14 protein-coding genes are annotated in these 15,332 nt (G+C 39.2%); 6 read left to right on the plus strand and 8 right to left on the minus strand.

The window, feature by feature from the left end:
- Nucleotides 1–3 precede the first annotated feature (3 nt).
- The 3 genes from M1F17_RS02005 (at nt 4) to M1F17_RS02015 (ending at nt 3,206) form a co-directional block, all read left to right on the plus strand.
- Nucleotides 4–1,245, plus strand: a complete 1,242-nt coding sequence (locus M1F17_RS02005; RefSeq protein WP_094962855.1) for a hypothetical protein — start codon at nt 4–6, stop codon at nt 1,243–1,245.
- 43 nt (nt 1,246–1,288) lie between these two features.
- Nucleotides 1,289–2,047: a molecular chaperone gene (locus tag M1F17_RS02010; RefSeq protein WP_318837201.1), complete on the plus strand. Its 759-nt coding sequence runs from the start codon at nt 1,289–1,291 to the stop codon at nt 2,045–2,047.
- An 85-nt stretch (nt 2,048–2,132) separates the two neighbouring features.
- Entirely contained in the window at nt 2,133–3,206 is a 1,074-nt protein-coding gene (locus tag M1F17_RS02015; RefSeq protein ID WP_094962854.1) for an isoaspartyl peptidase/L-asparaginase family protein, read from the plus strand.
- Between the two features lie 116 nt (nt 3,207–3,322).
- Here M1F17_RS02015 and M1F17_RS02020 read toward each other — a convergent pair whose 3' ends face one another.
- From M1F17_RS02020 to M1F17_RS02055, 8 genes are all read right to left on the minus strand, one after another.
- A complete protein-coding gene (locus tag M1F17_RS02020; RefSeq protein WP_180312323.1) occupies nt 3,323–3,799 on the minus strand; it encodes a FidL-like protein in 477 nt (158 codons plus the stop codon).
- Nucleotides 3,800–4,735, minus strand: coding sequence for a winged helix-turn-helix domain-containing protein (locus M1F17_RS02025; protein WP_318837202.1), 936 nt, complete (start codon nt 4,733–4,735; stop codon nt 3,800–3,802).
- Nucleotides 4,736–5,183: 448 nt separating this feature from the next.
- Entirely contained in the window at nt 5,184–7,181 is a 1,998-nt protein-coding gene (locus M1F17_RS02030; protein ID WP_318837203.1) for a TonB-dependent receptor, read from the minus strand.
- Nucleotides 7,182–7,313: 132 nt separating this feature from the next.
- Entirely contained in the window at nt 7,314–8,159 is an 846-nt protein-coding gene (gene modD, locus M1F17_RS02035; RefSeq protein ID WP_318837204.1) for a ModD protein, read from the minus strand.
- The gene (locus tag M1F17_RS02040) at nt 8,156–8,974 is read right to left on the minus strand and encodes a class I SAM-dependent methyltransferase (RefSeq protein WP_318837205.1); all 819 of its coding nucleotides are present in this window, start codon (nt 8,972–8,974) and stop codon (nt 8,156–8,158) included. The genes modD and M1F17_RS02040 overlap by 4 nt, the downstream gene beginning before the upstream one ends.
- 11 nt (nt 8,975–8,985) lie before the next feature.
- Nucleotides 8,986–9,753 (minus strand): ABC transporter ATP-binding protein, encoded by a 768-nt coding sequence (locus M1F17_RS02045; RefSeq protein WP_180312326.1) that lies wholly within the window; start codon nt 9,751–9,753, stop codon nt 8,986–8,988.
- Nucleotides 9,750–10,766, minus strand: coding sequence for a FecCD family ABC transporter permease (locus M1F17_RS02050; protein ID WP_272515046.1), 1,017 nt, complete (start codon nt 10,764–10,766; stop codon nt 9,750–9,752). Before M1F17_RS02050 ends, M1F17_RS02045 begins: the two co-directional genes overlap by 4 nt.
- Complete coding sequence (locus M1F17_RS02055) at nt 10,763–11,800, minus strand: ABC transporter substrate-binding protein (RefSeq protein ID WP_318837206.1); 1,038 nt, start codon at nt 11,798–11,800, stop codon at nt 10,763–10,765. The genes M1F17_RS02050 and M1F17_RS02055 overlap by 4 nt, the downstream gene beginning before the upstream one ends.
- 200 nt (nt 11,801–12,000) lie before the next feature.
- On the opposite strand from M1F17_RS02055, the gene gntR reads away from it, so the two are divergent.
- From gntR to gntU, 3 genes are all read left to right on the plus strand, one after another.
- Nucleotides 12,001–12,996: a gluconate operon transcriptional repressor GntR gene (gene gntR / locus M1F17_RS02060; RefSeq protein WP_094962847.1), complete on the plus strand. Its 996-nt coding sequence runs from the start codon at nt 12,001–12,003 to the stop codon at nt 12,994–12,996.
- 378 nt (nt 12,997–13,374) lie between these two features.
- Nucleotides 13,375–13,914, plus strand: a complete 540-nt coding sequence (gntK, locus tag M1F17_RS02065; RefSeq protein ID WP_094962846.1) for a gluconokinase — start codon at nt 13,375–13,377, stop codon at nt 13,912–13,914.
- The gene (gene gntU / locus M1F17_RS02070; RefSeq protein ID WP_004261235.1) at nt 13,914–15,269 is read left to right on the plus strand and encodes a gluconate transporter; all 1,356 of its coding nucleotides are present in this window, start codon (nt 13,914–13,916) and stop codon (nt 15,267–15,269) included. Before gntK ends, gntU begins: the two co-directional genes overlap by 1 nt.
- Nucleotides 15,270–15,332 lie beyond the last annotated feature (63 nt).

Consider the following 15,332-nt stretch of genomic DNA (forward strand, 5'->3'; position numbering starts at 1 on the left):
GCTATGAAATTTTTTATTAAAAATAAGTCAATTAATTCACCGTTAATATTGTTGATATCACTGATTTCATTCTTTCCAATGAAATCGATGATAGCAGCTCAGAACGGCGGTACAATGACATTAACATTAGAAGGTATTATTGACTTAGAGCACCCGAAGGCAGCAACGGATCCCTACTTAGTCGAAGGTAGGCTGTCTGGTCGAACTTCTACAACCTATAACTATATTTATGGGTCCAAAACTCAAGCGTGGACATCACCGGATTTTGCGATTTTTTCTATTTCACCTCGCAGTACATCTTGTGTTGATGAGCCTATTGTGGAAGGGGGGCCGAATGCAACTGCAGCCCTGCAGAAAGTTCCTGGAGTCAATAAAGTTGGAATAAAACTTACTCATGCTAGCGGCGCTTATGCCTATATTGTTCCTAGTTTAGGTTTTTCTGTAAAACTTTCAGGAAATAACAATATAGGTTCATCAGGATTCGTTAAAGAAAGCTATAGTGGTGTAGTATTCGAAGATGTACCTAATTTGGTGGATAGAAGTACTAAAGGCAACCGTCAGTGGAAGCTTTGTTACACACCACCGGATGGGACAAGAGCTCCTGGTGGTTATAATTCAAAAAGGAATGTTAGTGTATATATAGCAGGTCCAATGCAAATGTATGCACCTGTGCCTATACAACCTGGCCGTTACTCATATAGTGGAATTCCATTATATGTTGGCTCTTATGGTCAAGATAATGATCAAGATGGTGTTAGTACATTACAAATTTCAACTAGCTTGAACGTTGTAAGGGTTTGTAGTATTTCTGATGTTAGCCAAGACAATTTTACTATTATTGCTGGTAGAGAAACTGAGTTTTTCAGACAATCCAGTTTTAAATATAAATGTACAGCAGATAATAAACCAATTTACATTTCTGCGATCGCTCGTGAAGGAACTGTGGATTCAGCTAACCAACATAAGTTATGGTTCGACCGAACTGGTGGAAACATAACCTCTAATACGCCATATCTGTTAGCATTACCATATGCAGCTGGTAGTAGCGGAAGCTTAACTTGTAAGGACGAAGGAAAAGCGGGCTTATTGAATTTTGCTAACCAAGAAGAAACCTTATTAGGGTTAAACTCTGTTTCTAATGTAGTTCAAGATCTAAATATTAAGTGGGCTATTTGCTTAAATCCGAATACAGAGATAGGAAAGTATAGAGCACGTGTTGAAGTATCTATATATACTAAAGTTTAGCAATATCAGTGGAATTATTTTATTAAGAAAATTGGGTGATAAAATGTTTTTCCGTTCACTAGGGTTAGTTCCATTATTTTTATCTTTATTTTTTAGTTTTATAAGCGTCTCTTGGGGGGAGAATAGAACATTAGTTTTTCCCTACCAAAGAACAACATTTATTGAAGGTGAGAAAAGTGTGTCATTTAGAATTTTGAATGATACAGATAAAACACCTTATTTAATGCAATCATCTGTTGAATTATTAGATGAAGGTAGTGGTCTTGATATAAAAGAAAATAATATAAATATTCCTTTTATGGTCACTCCTCCACTTCATAAGCTGGAAGCTGGCAACTCTTATACTTGGCGAGTTATGTTTATTGGTGATAATGATAAATTAGCGAAAGATAGGGAAACGGTTTATATTGTAAAATATAGAGCTATCCCTCCATTAGACAAAAACATGCGAGAAAATAATAGTAGTATTGATGTAAATACTATTCAAGTCCTTCACTTTAAAGTTTATTATAGGCCTAAGCAATTTGCTAATTTAACCATAGAAAATGAGCAAAAAAAGATTTCCTTTAGGCGAGAAGGAAATAATATTATAGTTAAAAATAATTCACCAATTTATATGTCCTTTGAAAGTTTGGCTGTTAATGGAGTATCCGTTGATTACAAAGAATTATTTAAGCCAATTAAGCCACTATCGGAGCAAATATTCATTTCAGATAGCAAAATCCGTGATGTAAATACGATTACATGGAGTGTGTTGGATGAATTAGTATTAGAATTGCCTAAAAATACATCCATACTGTAATTTACAGGTAATGTTATAGTATTTAGGGCTAGGAGTAACTTGATTTGTTTAATAATGTAATCCTATGTATTACTGAGAGATCCAAATGCAAGATATAATATATAAACTGAAGGATTACGAGAAAGAAAAACTATCTACCTTTTTATTTTTTATTCTTTATTTTTTGTTTTTTTTCTCATCTCTAGCCTTTTCAAAATCCGATACTAACTTTCGTCTTGTCATCCATGGCGGAGCAGGGGATATTACAGAACGTTTACTCACTCTTGAATTACAAAAAGAGCATGAAGAGAAATTAAAGGAAGCATTACAGGCAGGATATTCCATTTTAGCTCAAGGTGGCGATAGTATAGATGCCGTTCAAGCGGCTGTGATCGTAATGGAAGACTCTCCGCTATATAACGCAGGTAAAGGGGCTTCTTTAACTACAAATAATAAAGTGGAATTAGATGCTTCTATCATGGATGGTCGCGATCTCAAAGCTGGCGCCGTAGCGGGTGTATCGAATGTAAAAAACCCTATCATGGCCGCCTATAAAGTGATGACTAAAACCCCTTATGTGATGATGGGAGGAACCGGAGCTGAACAATTTGCGAAATCAGAAGGGTTAGATATTGTTGATGAATCCTATTTTATTACTGAAAAACGCAGCGAACAATTAAAGAAAGTGAAAGAGATCAGCCGGAAACTCGATCAAGAAAAGGGAATTAACGCCTCGCTATTTATAGACCCGCTAATGTTTGATTATAAGTATGGCACTGTGGGTGCTGTTGCCGTTGATAGCCGCGGAAATGTTGCCGCAGCAACCTCTACAGGTGGCAGTACTAATAAACATTATGGCCGAATTGGTGATTCACCCATTATTGGAGCCGGAACATATGCGGATAACAATACAGTTGCAATTTCTACAACTGGTTTAGGTGAGGTCTTTATCCGAGGTGTTGCTGCTTATGATGTTGTTGCTCAAATGAAATACGGCAATACGCCATTAGCTGAAGCCACAATGAATACTTTGAATTCAGTGAAAGATATGGGAGGCACTGGAGGTATTATTGCAGTAGATAATAAGGGCAATTTTGTTATGCAATTTAATACTAAAGGTATGTTTCGCGGGATGATTGATCAAGATGGTGTTTCACAAGTTGCAATGTTTGGTTTTTAATATGTTATCTATTTAATTTTAATTGTTTTTTATTTTTAAGAATCGAATTTGAAATTACTAGTTTCCCATGTTGACGGTTTTGCCTACTTAAGCGTAATTGTTGGTAGGCTTTTTTTTTATTGGAGTTGGCATGTAAAAGCAGAAGAAGATTCATCTTTGATAATATAAAGATTATCACTCATTTTAGTTATATTAATATAGTACTTGATTTTATCTTTTTCTAATTGAATGAAATTAGAAAATAGCTTCTCAGGTATATTATCTGAATTGGTTACTGATGAAGATTTAAAGGTAACAACATAATTACCATTGTGGTCAATCGCTAAGTAATTAAAATAAATTGCTCTATTAAGCCGGTGGATTTTTTTATCATCTTTTAAGTAGCCATACATATTCATGCGACCATAATTTTTTGTTGAAATTTGTAAATTAATCTTTGATTTCAAGCTCAACCCATTCTGTGTATTATTATCTTTAATCCATAATATTTCAGAATGGCAGATTTGAACATTGTGATTATTTTTATTGATAACAAAGGATGCGGTTGATGCGGTTGCGATTAAAAATAACGATACGGCAATATATTTTTTCATTCAAATTCTCTGATCATTAATCGATATGCAATCATGTTTAATGTTAATGCTGCTACAAATGCTGAGAGATATATTTTTATCAATGGAATAAGCTTGATTTAAGTCTGACAAAAGAATGATTCTTTTGGGTTCATCACATAGAATATTATATTTATCCAGCTTGCTATGTATTAGATTGATATTATCGCTAGAAACTTTAGCTAGCATATTAACCGGTGCTTGTATGATACATTTTTCACGTGAACTGACTGACAGGTAGTCACTCGTTGGATTTTCCTTAGCCATATAATACCAAAAAAATAAATTAATTAAATAGCATATCGCTATTGTTGAAATAGCTAATAGCAATATTTTTAAAGTTTTTTTGTTTAATGTTTTTTTGTTTTTATTTTTAATCGCGAGTGTCGTATTGATATTGCTACTATCGTCTTCTCCAGTTAATAATTCCGAGTTATTGGTATTTTCATCAAGTGATAAGTTTTCTGATACTGTGTTATCAGGGAGTTTTTGAGATAACTCTGAATTTTCTATATAGCTATGCTTACTTATATGAAGGGGATTAACTTCATTATTTTGTTCGTCAGATTTTACGTGTATAACGATATGACTATCAAGACGAAACCCTTTTTTGGGTACTGTAACAATACACTTAGGATCAATACTGACCTGCTCTAATTTTTTTCTTATTTCACTAATGTAAGTATTTAAATTATTATTAGAACCGACAAGGCCATATTCTTCCCATACATTCGTTAAAAGTTCATCTCGTGTTGCGAGTCCTTTTTTTAAATTTAATGAGATAATCTCATCGAATAATCTAGCAGCAGGTTTAGATAATTCAATAAATTGATTTTTATCATCTTTTGAGTATATTAAGCTTGTGTTTTTTTCGAAAATATATTTTTCGTCAATAGTGTAGTCATGTGACTCGTTCATAGATGCCGTCTGCTCTCTAATTAAAATAACGAATAGAAAATCTAAAAGTAATAACAGCCAATTTTAATAAATAGGCTGAATAAATATTATTATTTAACTTCTTGTTGTTATAGTTTAAATAGGGATTCAATTTACTGCAAGTTTTATGCGATGAGCTTTTTTGTAACTAATTAGCAAATTTATTGAATTGATACTTTGGTTGGGTTTAAAAACTGTATTAAAATAATTTTTAGGTGATTTAATTCATATTTCCTACATATTTGTTGTTAAAAAAATATATTAATCTAAATAAATCCATTCTTACCTATGGATGTTCTTTTGTGGGAATAATCCTAGGTATTTGCACTTAAATTAATGCCTTTGTTATTTTATGAGAGACAGAAGTTAATTTTGTAAAGTTTACACTTTATTAGGCGAAGAAATTAATCTTCGCCTAATATATTAAGGATTAATATTTATATTCAATACCTAACCAATAGTTACGGCCTTCTTCAATATAACCATTAGTGTACTCATAGGATTTATCAAATAAGTTGTTCACTGAGGTGTTAACAGAAATACCTTGGCCAAAATCATAATCTAAGCGCAGGTCAGTTTTAGCATAGCCTCGTACTTTGCTTTCTGCATCAACATAATTAAATGCCCAACTTCTTGCTTCTTCGGTAATGGTAATGCTAAATGGATCGTATGGCGTGAATTTCACCCAAGCAAAGGCTTTGTGGGTAGGTAATTCGGCAACGTGTTTTACACTGTAGTGCTTAGGATCAGCGTGAATATATCCGTAGCTTAAACCAGCTTCCATCCAATCTGTGATTTGTCCGTTAGTCCCTAAATCAATCCCAAAGTAGTCAACTTTGCCACTATTGCGGTTTTCAAGCACGTATCCCCCATTTTTATTAGTGCCAACACGATGGGCCATAATCCCATCAGAGACATGGTTGTAATAAATACTTGATGTATATGACCAAACTGGGGAGATATGACCTTTATAGGTCAAATCGTAAGTTAGGGCTCGTTCTGTATCAATATGAGGGTTAATGATAAAGGTATCATCACTTTTCATTTTTTCTTTGGTATAGCGTTCTTTTTGTGTTGGGAAACGGCTTCTTTCTGATACCGAGAACTGTACGGTATCTTCATTTTCTAAATGGTAACGAGCCATCATTTCCCAGTTGAATGCATGTTGGCTATTACCATCATATTTTTCAAAATCTCCTGATTTGTAATCATAACGTTTGCCGTCGGCACTTTTGCGCCAATCGTAGCCAATACCAGCGATAATATCGAGATTATTCATCGCAACCCATTGATATTCTGTAGCAATAGAATAGGTATTATCTTTATAGCGGTCGAATGGGACATCTCTCTTTGCACGTGCGCGGTGAACGTCTTCTTTCCAGTGTGCGGCAAATGACAGCATATCTAATTCACGCACGGTGAAGTCAACACGCATGTCAGCCCCATTACTGTAGTCATCATAGCGGCTGTAGTTATAGATACCGTCTTTATAGTCTTTAACAGACCTATATTGATGGAGTGTATTCTTAAATGTGTCGTGGTACAGACGGCTCTGTAACGCGATATCATTGGTTATTTGGGTTGTTCCATTGAAATAAATACTTTCTTTATCATAAGCTGGCCATTGCCAAATTTGAGGTTTGGTGTTTGTTACACTCGGCGGGCTGTTTTTATCACCATCTTGCTTTAGATAGGTAACCACATACTCGTCAGCTTCACGGGGTGTCCAGCCCACTTTCACCATCATACGTTTATCGTCTGTTGCAGAGTTAGGACGGCGTCCATTATTTCCCGCCAATGGGTTATCATTTTCTGAACTCGGGATCCCCATAAAACGCTGCTTATATTGGCTACCACTGACTTGAATAAAACCTAAGTCATTGCGGCCACCTAAGCGTGCACTAATATTGTGGGCATTATCTGCACCACGAGCGAAACCTTGGTTTAAGCTGATATTGGCCTCAAAAGGTTTTTTAGGGGTAGCGGTGGTTAGGTTAATCGCTCCCCCCATCAAGTTTGGACCTTGTAATAGTGAAGTATATCCGGTTGATAGCTCAACGCTTGCGAGTTCGCTCGTCATAAAGCGCCCTAGGTCAAGGGTGCCATCATAAGGGACATAAGTTGGGATGCCATCAAAAAAGATAGGTACTTGGCGGCTATCAAATCCACGTACATTCACTTGGGTTTCGTTGCGATTACCTGATTTTTGAATGGATACACCTGGCATTGTACTCAGTGCTTGTGCAACGTTGGTTTTATTCAATTGTGTCATTTGCTCTTGCGTGATGACATTTGCATCCGCTGCTAATGGTGTACTCCAAACAGACATCACATCAGTGTTTTTTTCTGCTTTAGGGTCAGACGCGGCTTGTCCCTGTGCTGCGAATAAAGCCATCCCAACCAAATAGGTAATTTGTTTTATTTTCATTATGTCTTTCCAGTTTTATGAATAACGATATATTATTTTTTATATAACGATATGCGTCATTAACCATAAGCGAATGCAGCCTACGAGGTAGGCTGTTTTTACAAATGATTTTTTTAACGCTAACTACTTAGGTTACTGCTTAAAAATATGTACTTTAATATCTCGCGGCGCTGCGTAGTAAGGGGCTGATGTAACCAATAATGGCACCCCTGTTTGTGCGAATGCTTCGATTGTTTTTAAATTAATTCCACCTGCAATGGACAGTCGACAAGGCCGACTTTGTTGCTTGGTGAGTTCTTGTAGCCGCTGAATTTGTTCAATGGGCAATTTATCTAGCTGAATAATATCGGCTTGCGCATTGATGGCGAGAATGGCTTGTTCATAGTCATCCGCCTCAACAATAATCATTTTTTCAGGGGCGGCTTGGCGTAGTGTTTTAATATGACTCACCCAATCATTTGGATTTTCAAGGCATTGGCGATGATTGGTGAACAGTAAAATACTTTCTGCACTACCTGCTCGGTGAATAATAGCGCCCCCAGCCAAAATCGCAGTTAAGGCAAGGGGCTTAGTATGAGGAATGGTTTTTCGCGTGCACGCAAGTTGCCCATCCGGTTGATATTGATGCAAAATATTTACCATTTGCTGGGTGTAGTGGCTGACACCTCCACACCATTCCAGTACGTTTTGTACCGCTTTCCAGCCCTGATGCAAGGCTTCAATCGGCCCAGTGGCGCGAATTAAAACGCTTTGTGGGGCAACTTGTTGGCCATCTTGAAAGTGACAATCACAAGTGATCCCAAGTTTCTCTAACATACGTCTGGCGATGGTGACCCCACTGATGCAGCCCCCAAATTTGGATGCAAAGGTCATCACCCCCATTTGAGCCCGCAAGCCGAGCGCACGGGTGGTAAGGTCGCCGTACTGGATATCATCTAGCAGTAGTTGGTCGATTAATGTATCAGGCACGTAAATCATAATGTCAGTTCCGATTCATCGACCACATCCCAAGAGACCATTGCCCAATCTCTGGATGGATAAGGGATTGTTTTGCCTAGTGCCGCTTGTTCATCATAATACTGACGTAAGATAGCGGTTTCTTCTGGTGTAATATTTTTAAGGGACCAATTGACACTGTCAGTGAAAGTGTCAAAGCTATCAAATCCACCTTTATTTGGACTTTTAATAAAATCAACGCGTGCATTGATGCCCATTTGATGCAATATATTCACTGCATAAATATAGGTGGGTAAACGAACCACTTCGCGGCCTATTTTGCGAATTATTTTTTCATCAATAAATGTTGGGTTGATGGTATGGGTCGTGTATACCCGCAATTTTGTTTGGCGATTAAGCTTCAGTAAGGCTGCTTTTAAATCATCAACGAGTGTTGAGCGTGACGCTACTGAAATATCGACTTTGGGTAATGAACTCCAGTCATCTTCCCATGCCAGTTGTTCAAAGCGCGCATTGGGAATATTTAATTCTTTCGCCCGCAGTTCAGCCATTTCGAGCATGCCGCGGCTATAATCAATACCTATAGTTTCCTTGAATTCATTAGCAAGGCAAAGGCTAACGGAACCTGGGCCACAGCCCACATCAAGCAAAGTTTCAGCGCCTGCCAAATCCATTAATTCACGAAAGCGCACTAAGTATGGGTCATGGGGATTAGCGCAAGTTTGCGCCATTTGTTGTGCTTTTTTATCCCAATGCTCTGGCTCTTTGCGGCTTCGTTGGGCTTGTTGCATATGTTTCTGATACATTTTTGCAAAATCGATTTGATTAATTAACATGATCCCTGACCTTAACTAGAAAATGTTGATGGAAGCTGAAAGTGAGATTGAATGCTGTGTTTATCCACATTATAAAGTGCTGCCAAGTTAGTAAGTGTTAACATACATTTTGATAACCCTTGTCTGGCTTTTTGCTGTTTATCGAGCAAAATGACATTGTCAGCGATGGCTGCGGCATGCTGTGGGTGATGGGTTGACATCAATATCGTCATACCATGGGATTTAAGCTTTTCAATTTGCTCAAGCAAGCGAATTTGGTTACCAAAATCAAGGCTAGCGGCAGGCTCATCCATAATTAGAAGTAATGGTTTTTGTATTAAAGCCCTTGCTATCAATACTAACTGTTTTTCTCCGCCACTAAGCGTGCTGTATAGCCGTGTTGCCAAATGTGAAATGCCAAGGTGTTTTAATTGTTGATATGCTAAATTTTTCTCGGTCTCTTTAGGGACTGAAAATAATGAAATATGAGGTGTTAAGCCCATCATGACCATATCGACTACAGTGAAAGTAAAGGGGGTATCATGGGCTTGGGGAACATAAGCGACAGTTTTGGCTATTTCGCGTGGTTTAAGAGTTTGAATTCCTTGCCCATTGAGTAGGATCTCGCCTTTAATTGCAGGTAATAACCCCAGTAAAGTTTTCATTAAGGTGGTTTTACCGCAGCCATTTGCACCTAATAAGCAGCTAATCTCCCCCTTAGGTAATGAAAGATTAATGCCATCAATGATAGCTGTGCCATGATAACCAATTGCGACCTCTTGCAAAGATACAATGCTCATTTCACCCGCCTTGTCTGCAATAAAATAGCTAAAAAGAAGGGCGCACCGATTGCAGAGGTTAAAATGCCTATGGGTAATTCAATCGCGGCGATAGTACGTGCTAAGGTATCAGTAATGAGTAATAAAATAGCTCCAATTGCCAGTGATGCAGGGAGCTGATAGCGAAAGTTAGCACCCACTATCATTCGGGTAATATGTGGCACAATCAAGCCTATCCAACCAATAATTCCAGCAATAGAAACAGCGCTTGCCGTGAGCAGTGTGGCACAAATAATGAAGGTAGCTCGAGTTAAACTGACATTGATCCCAAGGCTTTTAGCTTCTTCATCGGATAAGCTGAGTAAATTCATGCGCCAGCGCAATAATAATAGTGGAATAATACCGATAACCATCAGAGGTAATACTGACATTAAATCTGCTTGGGTAATTGATGATAACCCGCCTAAGAGCCAAAAAGTGATGGAAGGCAACTGGGTGTAAGGGTCTGCAAGAATTTTCATCAATGAAATTGCTGAACCACATAACGCACTGATAGCGACACCGACAAGAACCAAAGATAAAATGGGGTCATGTTGGCGCGCTAGTCGGGCAATAAAGCACACTAAAGTAACGGTAATTAGGCCGCCAATAAATGCACTTATCTGAATGTAAAATAATGATTGCCCAAAAAAAATACCGATAACAGCCCCCACGCCAGCACCCGCTGAAACCCCTAAAATATCTGGTGAAACCAATGGGTTACGGAACATTCCCTGATAAGCAGCACCTGCAATAGCCAGTCCTCCACCAATAACAATAGCGGCTAATGTGCGCGGGAATCGTATTTGCCAGAAAACGGTTTCATGCCGCGGATTACTCAACTCGCTGTGAGAAGGTAACTGACTAATGAGCAGGTGATAAAGCTCATTTAGCGTAAGTGAGTACTTACCACTTATTAAGGCGATAATAAAGCTTATTAATAAAATAACGATTAATAAAAGGGATTTTCCCCCTTGTTTCAATACACCATTCATGATTTTTCCATGAGCCAATCAACCTGCTCTAAAGTCAGTGGAGAATGGTAAAAATGGGTAAAAAATTCAGCAATATCATGCTTAATATTTTCGGCAATACTCTCATCGAAATGGCTCTGTAGCCGTCTCATGCCGAGTAAGCGGTTAACCCCCGGAGGCCCATCTAACCAGCCAAATGGCATACCGCTGAAAACCAGTAACTGGTTGTTAATAATGGCATCTAACCCTTTCCATAATGCGGAGCTTGTGATCAATTCAATGGCTTCGTCATATTGCGTTATAATGATGTCAGGGTTCCATTGATATAATTGCTCCATAGAAACCGTTGTCAGTCCATGGAAGTTAGGGATATCAACGACATTACGTAAACCAAGCATTTCAATGGCTTCAGTATGAATTGAGCCTTTGGCACCTGTTTCTAGGCCTTTTGCTCCCCTAGCAAGGTAAAAACTCAGTGGTTTTTGTTGGTTGTGATTAGCAAATAAGATGGCATCATTAAGATAGCGTTGAGCAAGCTGGTTTAACTTTTGAGCCTGTGGGATAACACCTAAAACCTCACCGAGTTGCATAAGCTGTTGTGGCGCATCTTTTAACCCTCCAGCCATTAATAAATAAGGTACATGGGTTTGTTGGGCAACCTTTTCTGCTTGTGAAAGATAGGTATCATTAATATTACCAGTATCAATAATTAAATCTGGGTTATAGGATAGAAGCTGTTCTAAGGAAAGCGTACTGCCTCGACCTGCTAAACGACCATATACGGGTAATTCGAGCCATTGCGCTGCAAAAAGGCCACTGTGTCCTTTTTTCAGTGAAATTGAGGAAAATCCCACCATTTTTTCGGGGGCTAATGCGAACATCAATAGATCAGAAGGGGGGCCAGAGCTGATGACGCGTTGAATATCCTTTGGCGTCGGAAGATGACCAAATAAAGCTTTTTCAACGGCTGGACGAGTTTGTGCGAAGCTCGGCAAACTGTAAAAAGCAGCAAGTACTGCACTTGATTTAAGGAACTGCCTACGATTGATCGCCATAGTCTAATTTCATCTATTCGTTATAATAATAATTATATAGCGCGAAAATTAGCGGAGTCATGATAGAGAGTCAACTATAAAAATCGCATTGTTCGGAAAATTCGACATTTATGTGATGTAAATCAGTAACAAAGATTGCTATCCATTAACAGATAGCAGAACATGGTTATCGTTAACGAATTGGATATCGCTTTGAACTTATGAAGAAAAAAAGACCTTCTCTACAGGATGTTGCCGACCAAGTTGGCGTCACAAAAATGACGGTGAGCCGTTTTCTACGAAACCCAGATCAGGTTTCAGAAGCTTTGCGCGAGAAAATTGCCCAAGCTGTGGAGGCTTCCGGGTATATTCCAAATAAGGCGCCCGATATTTTATCGAATTCAACTAGCCATGCTATTGGGGTGTTGCTTCCTTCATTAACTAACCAAGTTTTTGCCGAAGTGATTCGTGGAATTGAAGCCGTGACAGACCGCCATGGCTACCAAACCATGCTCGCTCACTATGGTTATTTGCCCGAAAAAGAAGAAGAGCGGCTGACTTCACTACTTTCTTATAATATTGATGGTGTGATTTTAGCCGAACGGACACACACTGAACGAACGCTGCGCATGTTGAAAACCGCGGGGATCCCCGTTGTTGAGATTATGGATAGCGTTTCTCCTTGCCTAGATATTGCAGTTGGTATTGATAACTTTGAAGCGTCTCGCCAAATGACTCGGGCGATGATTGAGCGTGGCTGCCGTAAGGTTGTGTACTTAGGCGCAAGACATGATGAACGTACTTTTATCCGCTTGAAAGGTTATGAACAGGCAATGCTCGATGCTAATCTTGAACCACGTAATGTGATGACGCAGGCTAGCTCATCGTATTCGCTAGGTGCCCAACTACTGCACGACTGCCGTGATAAGTACCCAGATACCGACGGTTTATTCTGTACCAATGATGACTTAGCGATAGGGGCTATTTTTGAATGCCAACGTTTAGGGATTCAAATTCCGCAAGACCTTGCTATTTCAGGTTTCCATGGTCACGACGTAGGGCAAGTGATGACGCCAAAACTGGCGAGTATTTTGACGCCAAGAGACCAAATGGGGCGTAAGGCGGCAGAAGTCTTGTTGGCAAGAATGTCGGGTAAGAAGCTAACGGATACGCATTTTGATGTGGGGTTTTGTGTCCTTACTGGCGAAAGTATCTAATTATTCCTCGTCATACTTCGCGCTGTCGCGTTGTTGCCTGTACTCGCCAACCCTAGTCACATACTTATGTATGCTCCTAGGGCTTGACTCGCTTGGCGCCTAGCGACAACACGAACTATTTAGAGGAATGCTTTAAGGGGAGTAATAAAGTTTAAATATACTTTTTGTTTCTATATTGATTGCGAGTTTTGCTTTGTCTTTCACCTGCCTCTTCTGAAGTCAGTTTGAGAGTATCATCACAGATCTGTTTTCTTCTTCACCAATTTGATTGCCAAATAAATCCGCACTGATGATAATGTTACCCGTAACTTGTTACCGGTAACAAAAGCCGGTTTTTAACTAAAGCCAGGACAATAGTGAATATCTGAGGAGTTTCCTATGAATGATACCCAAAAACAAAACTATACATTTGTACTAATGGGGGTATCGGGTAGTGGTAAGTCTGCTGTTGCTACCGGTGTTGCACAGCAACTACAAGCTGCTTTCCTTGATGGTGACTTTCTTCACCCTAAATCAAATATTTTAAAAATGGCATCTGGTCATGCATTAAATGATGACGACCGTAAACCTTGGTTAGTCGCACTAAATAATGCCATTTTTGCAATGCAAAGAACTAATAAGATATCGCTGGTAGTTAGCTCTGCACTGAAAAAAAGCTATCGTGATATCTTAAGAGAGGGGAACCACAACCTCTATTTTATTTACCTAAAAGGTGATGCGGTTGTTATTGAAGAAAGATTGAAAGCACGTAAAGGGCATTTCTTTAAGCCTGAAATGCTGAAATCGCAATTTGATGCCTTACAAGAACCTGGCGCGGATGAACCTGATGTGCAGGTTGTTGATATTCGCCCATCCTTAGAAAACGTGATTGAAAATACGTGTTCTACTATTCGTAAGATTGTCGCTGGAGATAACTAATGAATACCCCAGAAACATTAAGCACGTTAACGCTCGTGCTGACGGCAGTCGGCTCTGTCGTTTTACTACTTTTTTTAGTGATGTATGCTCGTTTACATGCTTTTGTTGCACTCATGATTGTTTCTATTGGTGCCGGTTTATTTTCAGGTATGCCAGTACAACAGATCACGGAAACCATGCAAAAAGGAATGGCGGGAACCTTAGGTTTTCTTGCTATCGTAGTCGCTCTTGGGGCAATGTTCGGTAAAATTTTACATGAAACAGGGGCATTAGATCAGATTGCGAATAAGCTACTTAACCTATTCGGTGAAAAGAATGCTCACTATGCAGTGGGTGTCGCAGGGCTGATTTGTGCGCTACCACTCTTCTTTGATGTGGCTATTGTCTTGTTAATTGGTGTGGTGTTTGCGGTAGCGAACCGCACAGGCCATAACGTTGTTCGCCTTGCTATTCCATTATTTGCTGGGGTAGCCGCTGCGGCAGCGTTTTTATTACCGGGGCCAACACCAATGCTAGTTGCATCACAAATGGGGGCAGACTATGGCTGGATGATTTTAATTGGTTTGTGTGCTGCTATCCCAGGTATGATTTTAGCAGGGCCATTATTTGGTAAGTTTATCAGTAACTTTGTTCATATTGATATTCCAGCAGATTATCAAGCGCCAAATACAGAACATGGCAAAATGCCAAGCTTTGGATTTAGCTTGTGTTTAGTGCTTTTCCCGTTGGTATTAGTGGGTTTAAAAACAATCGGAACGCATTTAGTTGAAAAAGGAACCCCCCTTGAGCATTGGTTAGAGTTTATCGGTCACCCTTTCACCGCATTACTGTTAGCGTGTTTACTGGCGATTTATGGCCTAGGTTTCCGTTATGGTATGGATAAAGAAAAAGTCATGGCGATTTGTTCCGCAGCGATTCAACCTGCTGGGATCATTTTACTTGTGACGGGTGCTGGTGGCGTATTCAAACAAATTTTAGTGGATTCAGGTGTAGGCCCTGCACTAGGTGACTCTTTAATTGGTGCTGGTTTACCAATTGCTGTTGCTTGCTTTGTATTAGCGGGTGCAGTGCGTGTCATTCAAGGTTCTGCAACGGTTGCATGTTTAACAGCGGTAGGTTTAGTGCTACCTGTTATCAGTGAGTTAGGTTACTCAGGAGCACAGCTGGCAGCATTAGCTATCTGTATTTCTGGCGGTTCATTGATCTTAAGCCACGTGAATGACTCTGGTTTCTGGTTATATGGAAAATTCACTGGTGCGACAGAAGCGCAAACGCTAAAAACATGGACGGTAATGGAAACTATCCTTGGTACGACAGGGGCAATTGTCGGTATGGTGTTCTTCATGTTCTTGTAATGTATTTTATGAAAATACATCAGAGCTAAATGTATTGAATTAAAACGCCCGCTATTAAGTGGG

This window comes from Providencia sp. PROV073 (genome assembly GCF_033688125.1).
GTDB classification, from domain to species: domain Bacteria; phylum Pseudomonadota; class Gammaproteobacteria; order Enterobacterales; family Enterobacteriaceae; genus Providencia; species Providencia hangzhouensis.